The organism is Pantoea phosphatilytica (assembly GCF_051025615.1).
Classification (GTDB): domain Bacteria; phylum Pseudomonadota; class Gammaproteobacteria; order Enterobacterales; family Enterobacteriaceae; genus Pantoea.
In genome coordinates this window covers 64,233-80,022 of record NZ_JBPFDF010000002.1, presented here as the reverse complement: position 1 = coordinate 80,022, position 15,790 = coordinate 64,233, and the positions used below count along the sequence as shown (strand labels likewise).

At 57.6% G+C, this 15,790-nt stretch carries 16 protein-coding genes; 8 read left to right on the top strand and 8 right to left on the bottom strand.

Features of this window, described 5'->3' with window-relative positions; translation table 11 throughout:
* Window positions 1-63: 63 nt before the first annotated feature.
* Both ACR6AS_RS10660 and ACR6AS_RS10655 read right to left on the bottom strand, forming a co-directional pair.
* Window positions 64-948 (bottom strand): dihydrodipicolinate synthase family protein, encoded by an 885-nt coding sequence (locus tag ACR6AS_RS10660; RefSeq protein WP_367396085.1) that lies wholly within the window; start codon window positions 946-948, stop codon window positions 64-66.
* Window positions 949-959: 11 nt separating this feature from the next.
* The gene (locus ACR6AS_RS10655) at window positions 960-2,108 is read right to left on the bottom strand and encodes an iron-containing alcohol dehydrogenase (protein ID WP_111140850.1); all 1,149 of its coding nucleotides are present in this window, start codon (window positions 2,106-2,108) and stop codon (window positions 960-962) included.
* A 187-nt stretch (window positions 2,109-2,295) separates the two neighbouring features.
* Between ACR6AS_RS10655 and dtnK the strand changes: the two genes are divergently transcribed.
* From dtnK to ACR6AS_RS10640, 3 genes are read left to right on the top strand one after another with little or no spacing between them, the layout of a single operon-like run.
* Complete coding sequence (dtnK, locus tag ACR6AS_RS10650) at window positions 2,296-3,552, top strand: D-threonate kinase (RefSeq protein ID WP_434162091.1); 1,257 nt, start codon at window positions 2,296-2,298, stop codon at window positions 3,550-3,552.
* Window positions 3,545-4,525: a D-threonate 4-phosphate dehydrogenase gene (locus ACR6AS_RS10645; RefSeq protein ID WP_111140852.1), complete on the top strand. Its 981-nt coding sequence runs from the start codon at window positions 3,545-3,547 to the stop codon at window positions 4,523-4,525. Before dtnK ends, ACR6AS_RS10645 begins: the two co-directional genes overlap by 8 nt.
* A 6-nt stretch (window positions 4,526-4,531) precedes the next feature.
* Window positions 4,532-5,293: a DeoR/GlpR family DNA-binding transcription regulator gene (locus ACR6AS_RS10640; protein ID WP_111140853.1), complete on the top strand. Its 762-nt coding sequence runs from the start codon at window positions 4,532-4,534 to the stop codon at window positions 5,291-5,293.
* Window positions 5,294-5,339: 46 nt separating this feature from the next.
* Here ACR6AS_RS10640 and speD read toward each other — a convergent pair whose 3' ends face one another.
* The 3 genes from speD to ACR6AS_RS10625 all read right to left on the bottom strand — a co-directional run bounded on the left by speD (window position 5,340) and on the right by ACR6AS_RS10625 (window position 7,491).
* Window positions 5,340-6,149 carry an adenosylmethionine decarboxylase gene (gene speD, locus ACR6AS_RS10635; protein ID WP_111140854.1) on the bottom strand — a complete coding sequence of 270 codons (810 nt, stop codon included), beginning with the start codon at window positions 6,147-6,149 and terminating at the stop codon, window positions 5,340-5,342.
* 28 nt (window positions 6,150-6,177) lie between these two features.
* Window positions 6,178-7,041, bottom strand: a complete 864-nt coding sequence (gene speE, locus ACR6AS_RS10630) for a polyamine aminopropyltransferase (protein WP_367396087.1) — start codon at window positions 7,039-7,041, stop codon at window positions 6,178-6,180.
* A gap of 102 nt (window positions 7,042-7,143) precedes the next feature.
* Window positions 7,144-7,491 (bottom strand): YacC family pilotin-like protein, encoded by a 348-nt coding sequence (locus tag ACR6AS_RS10625; RefSeq protein WP_111140856.1) that lies wholly within the window; start codon window positions 7,489-7,491, stop codon window positions 7,144-7,146.
* Between the two features lie 182 nt (window positions 7,492-7,673).
* Between ACR6AS_RS10625 and cueO the strand changes: the two genes are divergently transcribed.
* Entirely contained in the window at window positions 7,674-9,284 is a 1,611-nt protein-coding gene (gene cueO, locus ACR6AS_RS10620; RefSeq protein WP_111140857.1) for a multicopper oxidase CueO, read from the top strand.
* Here cueO and ACR6AS_RS10615 read toward each other — a convergent pair whose 3' ends face one another.
* On the bottom strand, window positions 9,285-10,568 hold the full coding sequence (locus ACR6AS_RS10615; RefSeq protein ID WP_434162085.1) for a cystathionine gamma-synthase family protein: 1,284 nt from the start codon (window positions 10,566-10,568) through the stop codon (window positions 9,285-9,287).
* A gap of 234 nt (window positions 10,569-10,802) precedes the next feature.
* Between ACR6AS_RS10615 and hpt the strand changes: the two genes are divergently transcribed.
* Window positions 10,803-11,339, top strand: coding sequence for a hypoxanthine phosphoribosyltransferase (gene hpt, locus ACR6AS_RS10610; protein WP_111140859.1), 537 nt, complete (start codon window positions 10,803-10,805; stop codon window positions 11,337-11,339).
* 82 nt (window positions 11,340-11,421) lie between these two features.
* Here the strand turns inward: hpt and can are convergent, their stop codons facing one another.
* Window positions 11,422-12,078, bottom strand: coding sequence for a carbonate dehydratase (gene can, locus ACR6AS_RS10605; RefSeq protein WP_111140860.1), 657 nt, complete (start codon window positions 12,076-12,078; stop codon window positions 11,422-11,424).
* Between the two features lie 108 nt (window positions 12,079-12,186).
* Between can and ACR6AS_RS10600 the strand changes: the two genes are divergently transcribed.
* From ACR6AS_RS10600 to ACR6AS_RS10590, 3 genes are all read left to right on the top strand, one after another.
* Window positions 12,187-13,116: an ABC transporter ATP-binding protein gene (locus ACR6AS_RS10600; protein WP_111140290.1), complete on the top strand. Its 930-nt coding sequence runs from the start codon at window positions 12,187-12,189 to the stop codon at window positions 13,114-13,116.
* On the top strand, window positions 13,113-13,883 hold the full coding sequence (locus tag ACR6AS_RS10595) for an ABC transporter permease (protein ID WP_111140289.1): 771 nt from the start codon (window positions 13,113-13,115) through the stop codon (window positions 13,881-13,883). Before ACR6AS_RS10600 ends, ACR6AS_RS10595 begins: the two co-directional genes overlap by 4 nt.
* Before the next feature lie 421 nt (window positions 13,884-14,304).
* The gene (locus ACR6AS_RS10590) at window positions 14,305-15,318 is read left to right on the top strand and encodes an acyltransferase family protein (protein ID WP_434162081.1); all 1,014 of its coding nucleotides are present in this window, start codon (window positions 14,305-14,307) and stop codon (window positions 15,316-15,318) included.
* A gap of 49 nt (window positions 15,319-15,367) precedes the next feature.
* Here the strand turns inward: ACR6AS_RS10590 and panD are convergent, their stop codons facing one another.
* Window positions 15,368-15,748, bottom strand: coding sequence for an aspartate 1-decarboxylase (gene panD, locus ACR6AS_RS10585; protein WP_111140287.1), 381 nt, complete (start codon window positions 15,746-15,748; stop codon window positions 15,368-15,370).
* Between the last annotated feature and the right edge of the window lie 42 nt (window positions 15,749-15,790).

The window sequence follows — 15,790 nt, the reverse complement described above, 5'->3', positions numbered from 1 at the left end:
CTGGCAGATGGCGGCCCTCAGGCTCGTTCTCATCTGACCGATAGGGTACAAAGGCGATGGACGTTATTGCAGGTAGTGGTTCACGATTTGACGAATCTGCTGCTGCTCTTCGGCGCTGAACTGCACCGCATAGCGACTTTCACCAACCTCAAAGCCCTGCAGGCTGACCGCTTTTTTCACGGCGGCCGGTGAAAAACCGATGCTGTAGAGCGCGGTACGCAGGCCGGTGACGCTCTCCTGCGCCTGCTGCGAACCGGCGATATCTCCGGCCCTGAAGCGCGCCCAGATCGCGTTAATGGCCGCCGGGGCCACGTTCGCCAGCCCGGAAATGGAGGCCGGGCAGCCCTCAACGAATCCCTGATGGATCAGTGAATCCGGGCCGTTCAGGACATCGAAGCCTTCGCAGTCGGCGGTGGCCTGCAGAAATCCGCGCAGGCTCTCATAGCTGCCGGCGGAATCTTTGATGCCGATGATGTTCGGGTGCGCCGCCAGCGTACGCACTGTGTCGGGCTGCAGGGTGTTGCCGGTGCGCGCCGGGATGTTGTAGAGGAACAGCGGCACCGTCAGTGCATCCGCCACGCGCTGATAGTGGTCAATCAGCTCCTGCTGTTTCAGCGGAACAAACCACGGCGTGATCGCGGACACCGCATCCACGCCCAGGCGGCCAATCTGCTGGCCGAGCCGGACGGTTTCGCGGGTCGAAATCTCCCCGATGTGCGCCACCACCGGCACCCGGCCGTTGGCCTCATCGACGCAGGTTGTGGTGACGGCAATTTTCTCCTGCTCGTTCAGGACAAAGAATTCGCCGTTGGTGCCGCCGCAGAAGATCCCGTTACCGGCGTTGATCTGCCGTCTGACCTGCTCGCGCTGCGTCACCGGGTCAAAGGCGCCGTCACGGTCAAAGGTGGTGACGATGGCCGTCAGAATGCCCTCTATTTTCTTTTTCATAACACACCTCATTACGCCTGGCAGGAAGGGAACAGGGTCAGATAGATGGCACGCACATCGTCGGCGTTGACCCTCATCGGCACATTTTTCATCAGACGCTGAACGTCGAGTGCTGCTTCCACCAGGAAGGGCAGGTGATCCGGGCTGATGCCCAGAGCTTCGAGACTGGCGGGCAGCTGCAGCCGCTCAACCAGCGCGGTGAAGTAGTCCACCAGCGCATGGGATTTCTCATCGTCGCTTAAACGGCTGTCGGCATCGGGCAGCAGATCATAGGCCTGCGCAAACTTACTCACCGCGGCCGGGCGGACGAAACGCATGCAGGGCGCCAGCAGAATGGCGTTGGCGACCCCGTGTGGCAGATGATATTTGCCGCCGAGCGGATAGGAGAGGGCGTGCACCAGATGCGTACCGGCATGGGCGATGGCGGCGCCGCCGTAGTAAGAGGCCCAGAGCATCTCCAGACGCGCCTGTAAATTGTCTGGTTCACGCAGGGTGGTTTCGAGACTGGCGAACAGCTTCTTCATGCCGGTCAGTGCGTAGTTGTCGCTGACCGGATTGGCGACGTTGGCCGTGAAGCACTCAATCAGATGGCAGAGCGCATCAATCCCGGTTGAAGAGGCGATGTGGGCGGGCATGCTGGTGGTGAGTTCCGGTACCAGCGCCACCACATCCGGCAGCATCACCGGAGAGATAATGCCGACTTTGGTCTCCTTCTCCGGGATAGCCAGAATCGCATTGGGCGTGGCTTCAGAACCGGTTCCGGCAGTGGTCGGGATCAGTATTGAGCGGGTGCGGCGCTGCGGTTTTTCACCTGCCAGCAGGGCGTCGAGCGACGGCGCGGCCTCGAGGCAGAGCACAGAGAGCAGCTTCGCCACATCCAGCACGCTGCCTCCGCCGATGCCGATTACCATATCGGCCTGCCGATGAGGAAGCGCGGCCATGATCGCGGCGACATCGTGCTGGCTCGGCTCGGGCGGGACGCTGTTGACCACGCTTAACTGCGGAATCCGATCCCGCAGTTGCCCCATTAATGTTTGCACCGCCGGAATCGCCTCAATGTTTCGATCCGTGACCACCACCGCTGCCGACACCCCCTGCAGCAAATAGCGCATGTCGTTCAGCGCCTGATAACCGCTGATCACCGTGCTGTTAATGTTCATTTCATCCCCTCTTTGCGGTTGCGGCGGAGCAAATGATTAATTTTGCTCAGCGCACTGCGAATTAAATCACTCTGTGTGGCTAAATTTATAAGGCATATCGATTTCGATTAATTTGAACTTGCTCACATATAATCAATCATGATTGAATATAATCAAATGCGGCCACAGTGGCCTGACAGGAGTGAGGATGGACGCATCAATGTGGAAAACAGCGGTGCTGGTTATTGCCGATGACTTTACCGGTGCTAACGATGCAGGCAGCGGACTGGCCCAGGCGGGTGCCCGCGTGCAGGTGCTGTTTGGCCTGGGGACGTCGGTGCCGGATGCGGCGGATGTGCTGGTGATCAGCACCGACAGCCGGGCCGTCAGTGCCGGGCAGGCGGCTGAGCGCGTCACGCAGGTGGTGCAGCACCATGCGGCTCAGTTTCAGACGGGCTGGCTGTTTAAAAAGATCGACTCCACGCTGCGCGGCAACGTCGGGGCAGAAACGGCGGCGGCGCTGCGCGCCAGCGGCAAAACCCTGGCGCTGGTGGCTCCGGCCGTGCCGCGCCTGGGCCGCACTACGCGGCAGGGCAGCGTGTGGGTCGATCAGCGTCTGCTGACGCAGACCGAATTTGCCAGCGATCCCAAAACCCCGATCCAGAGCGCCCGCGTCCTCGATCAGATGCAGATCGAGGGCGCGGAGATCGATCTCGCCACGCTGCGCAGCGATCGGCTCGATGCCGTACTGGCCGCGGCGCAGGGCGTGGTGGTGGTGGATGCCGAAAATGAGGCCGATCTGGCGCGGCTGATCGCGGCGGCGGCGCAACTGCGCGAGAAGCCGCTGCTGGTCGGGGCCGCCGGATTAAGCGATGCGCTGGGCGCTGCACTTTCGCTTCGCCCGGCCCGGCCGGTGCTGGCGGTGGTGGGGTCGATGAGCGACAGCGCCCAGCAGCAGATCGCCGCCCTGCAGCAGCAGCGGGCCGTTGAGATCGTGGAGGTGGACATCGCCGAGCTGTTTCAGCAGCCCGCCTGGCCGGAACGGGCGCACTGGATCGCGCAGGCGGCCGACGCACTGCGGGCCGGTCGCCATACGGTGATCCGCACCTGCCAGCATCGCGATCAGCGCCACGCGATCGATGCGCTCTGCCAGCAGCACAGCCTGACGCGTCAGCAACTGGGCGAGGCGATCTGCCGCTTACTGGGTGAGATGACCTTAAGTCTCTGCCGCGCCGCGCTGCCGCATGCGCTCTATCTGTCAGGCGGCGACGTGGCAATTGCTGTCGCACAGGCGCTGGGAGCCAGCGGCTTCAACATTCAGGGTCTGGTGGCGGGCTGTGTGCCGCACGGGGTTCTGCTTAACAGTGAATTTACTCTGCCGGTGATGACCAAAGCGGGTGGCTTTGGTGATGCAAATACGCTGGTGGCAGCCATTGGTTTTATTGAGGAGAAGTCGAGTGAATAAAATTATTGCGATCACCATGGGCGATCCGGCGGGCATCAGTCCGGAAATCATTATCAAATCACTCTCTGAAGGTGAGCTGAATGGCATTCCTGCCGTGGTGATTGGCTGTGCCAGCACGCTGCGCCGCATTATGGCGATGAACATCACGCCTCAGGCCGAATTACGGGTGCTGGATCGGGTGCAGGATGCACGCTTCGCACCGGGCATTATCAACGTCATCGATGAACCGCTGGCTGATCCCGCCGCCCTGAAACCTGGCGTAGTACAGAAAGAGGCGGGAGATCTGGCGTGGCGCTGCGTGAAGCGGGCCACCGAACTGGCGCTGGCGGGTGAGGTTCACGCCATTGCCACCGCACCGCTGAACAAAGAGGCGATGCATGCCGCCGGACATCTCTATCCCGGACATACCGAATTGCTGGCGCACCTGACCGACACCCGAGATTACGCGATGGTGCTCTACACCGATAAGCTGAAAGTTATTCATGTCACGACCCACATCGCGCTGCGCAAATTCCTCGATACGCTGAACCAGACGCGCATCAAAACGGTGATTGGCATGGCGGATACCTTCCTGCGCCGTGTCGGTTACAGCGCCCCGCGCATCGCGGTCGCGGGGGTGAATCCTCACGCCGGGGAAAACGGGCTGTTTGGCGATGAGGAGATCACCACGGTCGCGCCCGCGATTCAGGCGATGAAAGCGCAGGGCGTGGACGTTTACGGCCCCTGCCCGCCGGACACGGTGTTCCTGCAGTGCCAGGAGGGGCTGTATGACATGGTGGTGGCGATGTACCACGATCAGGGGCACATTCCGCTTAAGCTGCTGGGCTTCTATGATGGCGTCAATATCACCGCAGGCCTGCCCTTTATCCGCACCTCTGCGGACCACGGCACGGCGTTTGATATCGCCTGGACAGGTAAAGCGAAGTCTGACAGCATGGCGATCTCGATTAAACTCGCGATGCAGCTCGCTTAGGGAACTATGAACGGACAGAGCCGTCTTGACCAGATTATGGATTATCTGAAAAGCCATAATCTGGTGACTGTTGAGCAACTGGTCAGTGCCATCTCCGCCTCACCCGCCACGATTCGGCGCGATCTCATTAAGCTGGATAAAGAGGGCGTGATTAGCCGCAGTCATGGCGGCGTCACGCTGAATCGTTTTATTCCCGCTCAGCCCACCACGCTGGAGAAGATGCAGCGTAATCTGGCTGAAAAACAGGCGATCGCGACCTGCGCCGCCAGTTTCGTGCGGGCAGGGGATGCCGTTGTACTGGATGCGGGGACGACCATGCTGGAGCTGGCGCGACAGCTTACTCATCTGCCGCTGCGGGTGATCACTGCGGATCTGCACATTGCGCTGTTTCTGTCTGAGTTCAGGCAGATTGAAGTCACCATTATTGGCGGCCGGATCGACGATTCCAGTCAGTCCTGTGTGGGTGAGCATGGCCGCCGGTTGCTGCGCAGTATCTATCCCGATATCGCCTTTGTCAGCTGTAACTCCTGGAGCCTGGAGCGCGGGATTACCACGCCCACCGAGGAGAAAGCGGGGCTGAAACACGATCTGCTGGCCAATGCGGCCCGGCGGGTCTTGCTGGCGGACAGCAGCAAATATGGCTCCTGGTCGCTGTTCTGCGTGTCACCGGTGGACGATCTGACCGATGTTGTGACCGACCCCCGGTTAGATGAGTCGGTCTGCCAGACGCTGCGCGAACGCGGGATTACGCTGACACTGAGCTCCTGATAAACAGCACGCGCAGGTTACAGACGGTAACGCTGCGCGCCTGCTATTACAGGGTCTTCAGCCCCACGGAGGGGATGTTTCTGCCGTAATAGATCTCACGCATCTCTTTCCACAGCAGGTCGGTAATGCGCTTATGCTCCTGCGGCGTAAGATCTTCCGGGCGGGTGTTAAACAGATAGTGTTTGAGGTCGAACTCTTTCAGCAACATCTTGGTATGAAAGATGTTTTCCTGGTAAACGTTCACATCCACCATGTCATACATCGCTTTCATATCCTCTGACATGAAGTTCTGAATCGAGTTGATCTCGTGATCGATAAAGTGCTTCATCCCCTTCACGTCGCGGGTGAAACCGCGCACCCGGTAATCGACGGTGACGATATCGGACTCCAGCTGATGGATCAGGTAGTTCAGCGCCTTAAGCGGTGAGATCACGCCACAGGTCGAGACTTCAATGTCTGCGCGGAAGGTGCACAGTCCGCCTTCCGGATGGCTTTCCGGGTAGGTGTGAACGCAGATGTGACTTTTATCGAGATGGGCCACGACCGAGTTGGGCAGTGGGCCAGGATGCTCCGAGTTGTCGATATCCCGGGGATCGATAGGCTCTTCGCTGACCAGGATCGTGACGCTGGCACCCTGCGGCTCATAATCCTGGCGTGCGATGTTCAGAACGTTAGCGCCGATGATGGAGCAGGTCTCCGTCAGGATTTCCGTCAGACGGTTAGCGTTATATTGTTCATCGATATAGGCGATGTAACCATCGCGTTCAGCTTCAGTATTCGCATAGCAGATATCGTAAATACAAAAACTCAGGCTTTTTGTCAGGTTGTTGAAGCCATGTAGTTTTAGCTTTTGCAATTTCGTTCACCTCCTTAGAGATGCACTATCAGCACGCGGCAGATAACGCATCCAACAGATATTGCGGCAGAGCAAAGCTGCCGGTATGGATCGCTGGCGTATAGTAGCGGCAGCGCAGGCCAGCGTGTGCAAAGCGCGCCTGCAGCGTGGCGATATCAGGCTGGCGCAGCGCCGGGTTATCACTCGCCCAGGCAAAGGTCATGATACCGCCATAATAGGTCGGGATCGCCGCCTGATAGAAGCTGACATCCGCAAAGTAGTGACCCAGTTTACGATGACTGTTCACGGCTTCATCCTGCTGCAGGAAGCAGACGCCATTCTGCGCCACGAAGATGCCATTTTCATTAAGCGCCGCTTTGCAACCCGCATAAAATTCCGAGGTGAACAGGCTCTCGCCCGGCCCAATCGGGTCGGTGCAGTCAGAGATGATCACATCGAACTTCTCCTGCGTCTGATTAACGAAATTGACCCCGTCATCAATCACCAGCGTAAAGCGCGGATCGTCATAGGCACCGGCGCTGTGGTTCGGCAGATACTGGCGGCAGAAGGTCACCACGCCCGCGTCGATCTCGACCATAGTGATCTTTTCGACTCCGGGATGACGCGAGACTTCTCGCAGCATGGCGCCGTCGCCGCCGCCGATGATCAGCACATGCTTCGCCGCGCCATGAGCCAGCAGCGGAACGTGGGTCATCATCTCATGATAGATAAATTCGTCGCGTTCGGTGGTCTGCACGACGCCATCCAGCGCCATGACCCGGCCCATTGCCGCATTTTCGAAAATGATTAAATCCTGATGCGCAGTCTTCTCACGGTACAGCTCTTTATCCACCGTGAAATACTGGCCAAAACCGGCATGAAGGGTTTCATACCACGTCTCATTGTGGGCCATAGTGCTCTCCTCTGATGACATCGCCATGAAGATGGGCGGCACATGATAGCTAACAGTGACCGTGGTTGCACGGTCAATGTCCGGCTGCAGAGGGCGGGCGTGTTACCTGACGTAGGCCAGCAGGCTCAGTGAGTCCCGGGCCAGAGACTTGCACTTTTTGTCGTTGGTAATGGCGATGCCGCTGAGATCGCGATAGCTCTCTTCGCCCAGCGCCTTCATGTTGTAGTTGCTGTAGTTACTTAAATCCCAGCGGTTCTGCTGAGCGAAAAAGACCAGTGCTTTGCGGATCTGCGCGTCCGGGAGATCCTGGTAGCCGCAGTCATTCTTCAGATAGACGAAAACCGCCGTCAGATCGGCCAGATCTTCCGCTTCGGATTCGCTCAGGGCAAAGCTGGTGGAGGAGAAGCCAAGAAGTCCCGTCAACAGCAGGACCTTGATGCTTTGCTTCATAGTCATTCTCTTCAAGGGATATTGCTCATGACGTTAGCACAGTTGCTGTCAGGTTTTCGATTAATTTGCCGCGGCAGACCGGGTTGGCGCCCTTTTTTTCGTCAGATTCACACGGTGAGACTTGACCTTCCCATTAGGTCAGGGTTTAGGCTATCTGTTCCGATGCCACAAGGATGACTCCCATGCAACGTCGCCACTTCCTGAAACTCACCGCCGCACTGAGTGCAGCCGGAGCCTTACCGCTCTGGAGCCGTTCGCTGATGGCGGCCAGCCGCCCGCTGTTACCGATCCCCTCGCTGCTGGAACCCGATGCCCGCGGCAGCTACAGCCTGACGGCGATGCAGGGCACGACCCAATGGAATGGCAAAGCGGTGCCGACCTGGGGCTACAACGGCAGCCTGCTGGGGCCGGTGCTGAAGCTGCAGAGTGGCAAACCGGTAACGGTGAACATTCACAACCGGCTGCGTGAAGCGACGACGCTGCACTGGCACGGTCTGGAAATTCCGGGCGCAGTGGATGGCGGCCCGCAGGCGATAATTGCACCGGGTGGCTCACGGCAGGTCTCCTTTACCCCCGATCAGCCTGCGGCAACCTGCTGGTATCACCCGCATCTGCATGGCAAAACCGGGCATCAGGTGGCTCAGGGGCTGGCGGGCCTGATTCTGCTGGAGGACAAAGAGAGCGGCACGCTGCGGCTGCCCTCGCAGTGGGGCGTGGACGATGTGCCGCTGATCTTTCAGGATAAGCAGCTCACCCGGGAGGGTGACCGAATCGACTATCAGCTCGACGTGATGCGCGCCGCAGTTGGCTGGTTCGGCGACATGATGCTGACCAACGGCGTGCAGTATCCGCAGCATGCGGTGCCGCGCGGCTGGCTCAGGCTGCGCCTGCTCAACGGCTGTAACGCCCGTTCCCTGCAGATCGCCGCCAGCGATCGCCGTCCTCTCTATGTGATTGCCAGCGACGGCGGCCTGCTGGCCGAGCCGGTAAAGCTTGACGCGCTGCCGATGCTGCCGGGCGAACGCTTTGAGGTGATGATCGATACCTCGGACGGGCAGGCCTTCGACCTGGTGACGCTGCCCACAGAGCAGATGGGCATGACGCTGCCGCCGTTTGATCAGCCGCTGCCGCTGGTGCAGATCCTGCCGCTGCGGGTGATGGCGAGCGCCACGCTGCCGGATCGGCTGGCGACGCTGCCCGCGCTGCCGTCCACCGATGGCCTGACCACGCGCTGGCTGCAGCTGATGATGGACCCGCAGCTGGACCAGCAGGGTATGCAGGCGCTGATGCAGCGCTACGGTGAGAAAGCGATGGGCAAGGGCGGGCACGGGCATCACGCGATGCCGCAGAAGCAGGCGAAAGCCGCAGAGGAGCCGATGCCGGCGATGGATCACGGGGATCACAGCATGCATGACATGCCGGGTATGGCGCAGCCCGCCGGATACGATTTCCGCAACGGCAATAAGATCAACGGCAAAGCCTTCGATATGACCAAACCCTCGTTCGCCGTGAAGCTGGGTGAGAGTGAGAAGTGGACGATTTCAGGCGAAGGCGACGCGATGCTGCATCCGTTCCACATTCACGGCACGCAGTTCCGCATCCTCTCCGAGAACGGGAAACCGCCCGCCGCGCACCGGCAGGGCTGGAAAGATATGGTCAACGTGGACGGCGGGCGCAGCGAAGTGCTGGTTCGCTTCAACTATGTCGCCGCCGCCGAACACGCCTACATGGCCCACTGCCATCTGCTGGAGCATGAAGACACCGGCATGATGCTGGGCTTTACCGTGAGCTGATTACGCCTGTTCCAGCGCCAGCTTCACATCCTCGATCAGGTCGCTGGCGTTCTCGATGCCAATCGACAGCCGCACTGTGGCATCCGTGATGCCAATGCGCTGGCGCGCCGCCTGCGGCACACCGGAGTGAGTGGTGCTGCCAGGGTGGCTGGCCAGGGACTCCGTACCGCCCAGGCTGACCGCCTGTTTAAACAGCGTCAGGGCATTGAGAAAACGGAACGCAGCGGGCTGACCGCCGTTGATATCAAACGAGAAGGTTGAACCGGCGCCGCTGCACTGCTCACGCCAGGTTTTCCCTTCGGCGCTTTCCACATCCAGATAGGGCAGCCAGTGCAGCTTCGCCACCTTCGGGTGATCGCGCAGAAACGCCGCGACCGCCTCCGCATTGTGAAAGGCTTTCTCCATCCGCAGCGACAGGGTTTCCAGTGAGCGGCTGAGCATCCAGCTGGAGTGGGGATCGAGCTGGGTGCCGATGGCGCTGCGCAATGCACGCACTTTTGCCATCAGCGTTTTGCTGCCCATCGCCGCACCGGCAATCAGGTCAGAGTGGCCGCCCACATACTTTGTCAGCGAGTAGAGCGACAGATCCGCGCCCAGCGTCAGCGGCTGCTGGAACAGCGGACCGAGCAGGGTGTTATCGCAGGCGATAACGGGACGCGAACCCTGCCGCTGCTCAATTTCATCGGCAATCCGCGCGATCAGGCGGATATTGACCAGGCTGTTAGTCGGGTTCGCCGGGGTTTCAATCAGGATCACCGCCACCCGGCCCCGGCTTATGGCCTGCTGCGCCGCCTCACGCACCTTCCCCTCATCGTTACCGTCGCTGAAGCCGACCGCTTTAATATCCAGGTTGTGCAGCGTTTTGCTGATCAGGGTTTCGGTGCCGCCATAGAGCGGCTGGGAGTGCAGGATCACCTCACCCGGCCGGGCAAACGCCAGCAGGGTGGTGGAGATCGCGGCCATACCGGATGAGAAGAGCGAACAGCTCTCAGCCTGCTCATAGACCGCCAGACGATCTTCAACGATCTCGCTGTTGGGGTGGTTAAAGCGGGAGTAGACCAGGCCACCCGATTTACCCTCCGGCGGTTCACGACGCCCGGAGACGTAATCAAAAAAATCCCGCCCCTCTTCGGCGCTGTTGAAAACAAAAGTCGAGGTCAGAAAGACCGGCGGCTTCACTGCGCCCTCGGAAAGACGCGGATCATAGCCATAATTCAGCATCTGAGTTTCCGGGTGCAGCGGTCTGTCGCCGATATGCGTTTTTTTGTCTGAAGATGAAGTCATTGTGATCTCCGGCCAGCGGGACGAGTAGGGTAACAATCAGTCGGAAGAAGGCTACCACGCAGCGAAACATGCCGCTAAATGCCGGAATGTTCTAAGGTCATGCGCATTCCTGCCAGACGCGCAAAACGGGCGAGAATTTTTTTAACGTAATCGTTTGCTTCGGGCGTCGCCGCGCCGACGCGGCGGCGTCTGTGGTAGACTTCGGGGCTTTCTGACGTAACCGGGCTGAACGCAATGAAACACACTGTTGAAGTGATGATCCCTGAACAGGCAATCGCCACGCGCATCGCTGAACTGGGCAAAGAGATTAACGACCACTACCGCGACAGCGGCAGCGACATGGTGCTGGTGGGGCTGCTGCGCGGCTCCTTTATGTTCATGGCGGATCTCTGCCGCGCCATCGACGTGCCGCATGAGGTCGATTTTATGACTGCTTCCAGTTACGGCAGCGGCATGTCCAGCTCACGCGATGTGAAAATCCTGAAAGATCTGGATGAAGACATTCGTGGCAAAGATGTGCTGATCGTCGAAGATATCATCGACTCCGGCAACACCCTGAGCAAAGTGCGTGAGATCCTGCAGCTGCGTCAGCCAAAGTCACTGGCGATCTGTACCCTGCTGGATAAGCCAGAGCGCCGTGAAGTTGAGGTCAATGTCGAGTATGTCGGCTTTGCCATTCCCGACGAGTTCGTGGTCGGCTTCGGTATCGACTATGCACAGCACTATCGCCACCTGCCTTACATCGGCAAAGTGGTCCCGCTGGAATCCTGACAGGGCCTTAACCGCACATTCTTCCAAGGCCTGCAGCCGTTGTCTGGTGTAGGCTATGTCGCGCTTTTATGCCGCGATCGACTCAGGCGTCGCTGTTCATCTGCAGGTTAGCCATGCCGTGACGGTAACGCTGTTCGAGGATCTCCCGGCTGTTGGCCGTGACATCAAGGTTACGCAGACAGCCATCCTGAATACCGTATACCCAGCCGTGCAGGGAGACAGACTGTCCGCGTTTCCAGGCCGACTGGAGCACGGTTGAGTGCCCCAGGTTGTAGACTTGTTCAATAACGTTGATTTCGCACAGTTTGTCCAGGCGCTTATCCGGCGGGAGTTCCCCCAGCAACACGCTATGCTTGTACCAGAGGTCGCGGATGTGCAGCAGCCAGTTGTCGATTAACCCCAGCTCCGGGTTATCCATCGCCGCCTGCACGCCACCGCAGCCGTAGTGGCCGCACACAATAACGTGTTCCACTTCCAGCACTTCGATGGCGTATTGCACCACCGAGAGACAGTTCAGATCGGTGTGGATCACCAGGTTGGCCACGTTGCGGTGAACAAAAAGTTCGCCCGGCTCCAGTCCGGTCAGACGTTCGGCGGGAACGCGGCTGTCTGAGCAGCCAATCCACAGGAAGCGCGGTTTTTGTGCCTGGGCGAGCCGCTCAAAAAAGCCGGGATCTTCTTCAATCAGTAATTTTGACCATTCACGGTTGTTACTGATCAGGGTGTTGATATCTGTCATGGCGTTGAGCGACCGGTTACTGCGCAGAGTGCGCGCGCGTACTATAGGCCAGGGCCTGATAAATTTAAACGGCATTGTAATGCCATCAAAACAGGGTATGGATGCAGAATGACATATGCACTGGAACTTTCCGGGCTGACCAAGACCTATGCCGGCGGCGTACAGGCGCTGAAGGGCATCGATCTTAACGTCGAAGCCGGTGATTTTTATGCGCTGCTGGGGCCAAACGGTGCCGGTAAATCGACCACCATCGGGATTATCAGTTCGCTGGTGAACAAATCCGGCGGCAGCGTGCGGGTGTTTGGCTACGATCTGGAAAAAGATGTGGTCAACGCCAAACGCCAGCTTGGCCTGGTGCCCCAGGAGTTTAACTTCAACCCGTTTGAGACGGTGATGCAGATCGTCGTCAATCAGGCGGGCTACTACGGCGTCGAGCGTCGTGAGGCCAACCAGCGGGCGGAAAAATACCTGAAGCAGCTCGATCTGTGGGGCAAACGCGGTGAACGTGCGCGGATGCTCTCCGGCGGGATGAAACGCCGCCTGATGATCGCCCGTGCGCTGATGCATGAGCCGAAGGTGCTGATTCTGGATGAGCCGACGGCCGGGGTCGATATCGAACTGCGGCGTTCCATGTGGGTCTTCCTGAAAGATCTCAACGCCAAAGGCACGACGATTATCCTCACCACCCACTATCTGGAAGAGGCGGAGATGCTCTGCCGCAATATCGGCATCATCCAGAGCGGCGAGCTGGTGGAGAACACCTCCATGAAAGCGCTGCTCTCCAAGCTTAAATCAGAAACTTTTATCCTCGATCTGGCTCCGCGCAGTCCGCTGCCGACGCTGGAAGGATTCCAGTATCGTCTGACCGATACCTCCACGCTGGAAGTGGAAGTGCTGCGGGAGCAGGGGCTGAACAGCGTCTTCAGCCAGCTCAGCGCGCAGGGCGTGCAGGTATTGAGTATGCGCAACAAAGCTAACCGTCTGGAAGAGCTGTTTGTGGGTCTGACGACGCAGGGAAAAACAGGAGTTAAAGCATGACACATCTCTACTGGGTGGCGCTGAAAAGCATCTGGGCCAAAGAGGTTAACCGTTTTGCCCGCATCTGGATCCAGACGCTGGTGCCGCCGGTCATCACCATGACGCTCTATTTCATCATTTTTGGCAACCTGATCGGGTCGCGCATCGGTGAGATGCACGGCTTCAGCTATATGCAGTTCATCGTGCCGGGACTGATCATGATGGCGGTCATCACCAATGCCTATGCTAACGTGGCATCGTCGTTCTTCAGCGCCAAATTCCAGCGCAATATTGAAGAGCTGCTGGTCGCGCCGGTTCCCACTCACATCATCATCGCGGGCTATGTCGGTGGCGGCGTGGCGCGGGGTGTCTGCGTGGGGATTCTGGTCACGGCAATCTCGCTGTTCTTTGTGCCGTTCCATGTTCACTCCTGGGCGATGGTGGCGGTGACTCTGCTGCTGACCGCCATTCTGTTCTCTCTGGCAGGGCTGCTGAATGCCGTCTTTGCGCGCACCTTCGACGATATCAGCCTGATCCCGACCTTTGTGCTGACCCCGCTGACCTATCTGGGCGGTGTTTTCTACTCGCTGAGCCTGCTGCCCCCGATCTGGCAGGCTATCTCGAAGCTCAACCCGATCGTTTATATGATTAGCGGGTTCCGTTACGGCTTTCTCGGCATTAATGATGTGCCGCTGGCCTTTACCCTCTCGGTACTGGTGGCCTTTATTGTGGTCTTTTACGGGCTGGTCTATGCACTGATTCAGCGCGGTCGCGGATTACGCACCTGACGACAAAGAAAATGAAAAAGCCACGCAGCAATAAGCGCGTGGCTTTTTTTTTGTCTGTTAAAGCAGCAATCGTTGCGGTTGCGACTGGTCTTAAAAAAGAGCTCCGCGCCAGGGCCATCTGTTTATTTTTTCCTCTGCAGTCGCGTGCTGCCTCGCTTTGCTGCCCGCTGGCAATGAAATAACCCTAAGTTTTATCTGATATTACAAAGGGGGATATCGCTATCTTAATGATTCTCAAATGATAAATATTTTTTAAGATTAGCCCTAATGTCAGGCTGTTGTTTATTTTTAGTTGAGTTATCAGAATACGACGCGAATAAGCTTATTCCTCCGCTCAGGGAAAAAGAGTGGGACCGGGGTGTTTTCAATAATAAAAATGGCTTGCGAATCACGGCCAGTTTTTAATCAAAGGCAGGATAAGATGAATCGTATAACGTGGATCGATAATCTGCGGGGATTGAGTATTCTCGCAATCATTTTTTTGCACAGTACTATCGCCGTACATAATAACGCCGGACATTTTACCGCCTTCAGCAGCCTCTTAAATGAGATGCTGGCGCCGGTCAGACTGGGACTGATGTTCTTTGTGTCAGGGTTATTTGTCGATGCGGGATTAAAAAAAGGTCTGGGTCCTTTTTTTAATAATAAAGTGCGCAGTATTCTCTATCCATTTGTGGTCTGGGTTGCGGTTTATGGCGGGTTAAAAATCCTGTTCAGCTCCATGGCAAATACCCCGCAATCGCCGATGAATATTATTCTCTCGCACCTCACCGGTGGCGGTGATATGACCTGGTTCCTGCATTCGCTGTTTGTCTTCTTTATTGTGATTATCTTCGCGCGTCATCTGCCGTTTCTGCTGGTATTTGCCATCTGTATGGCACTGAGCTGGGCGCTGCCGGCGATTGATCCTGATGGTGTGTTTTCCAGCTTCGATAATACTCATATCAACAAATCGCTCTATCTGTTTGTTTTCTTCTATCTTGGTGATTATGTAGTGAGAAAGCAGGTCGATATTGCGGAAAAAGTTCAGCACGGCCCGACGCTGCTTATTTCGCTGGTCAGTTTTGTCGTGCTCTCCTGTCTGAATATCTTTGTACTGGATCGTCACGCCCTGGCGTTACTCTCACCGCTGGCGCTGCTGTCGGTGCCGCTGTTTGTCTGGATTGCGCTGAAGCTGAAGTCGGAACTGGTCTACTACATTGGCGTGAATTCGATTGTCTTTTACCTGTCGCATTATCTGGCGATTCAGTTCTTCAGTAAGATTGTGAAATTTGAAAGCCCGTCAGCCTGGGTGAACGATGTGAAGTTTATTTCGGCGTTTCTGGTGGCGCTGGCGTTACCGTGGACGTTGTGTCTGATGAGAAAACGTGGCTGGTTTAATTTCCTCTTTACGATGAAGAAATCATCGAAGCCGATGACAAGCAAGGCGGCTTAATCCGTCGCCATGAAAAAGGCCGGCCGTTTAACGGGCCGGCCTTTTTTTATCAGGCGATCTGCACTGGCACTGCTTTTGCCAGACGCTTCATCTGATTATCACCTTCGAAGTAGGCGACTTTGGGCTGCCACTGACGCGCTTCGGCATCGTCGACCTGCACGTAAGAGCAGATAATTAAAATATCGCCTTCACAGGCGCAGCGGGCGGCGGCGCCGTTGACCGAGATAATTTTAGAGCCGCGTTCAGCCGCGATAGCGTAGGTAGAAAAACGCTGACCGTTGGTGACGTTATAAATATCAATCGCTTCATATTGCAGAATGCCGGAAGCGTCCAGGAAATCCTGATCGATAGCGCAGGAACCTTCATAGTTGAGGTCCGCCTGTGTCACCTTGACGCGATGCAATTTGCCTTGCAGAACTGTGCGAATCATAGCCAGAAACCTTGTCAGAGAAAGAAAATAACCTGCCGCGGG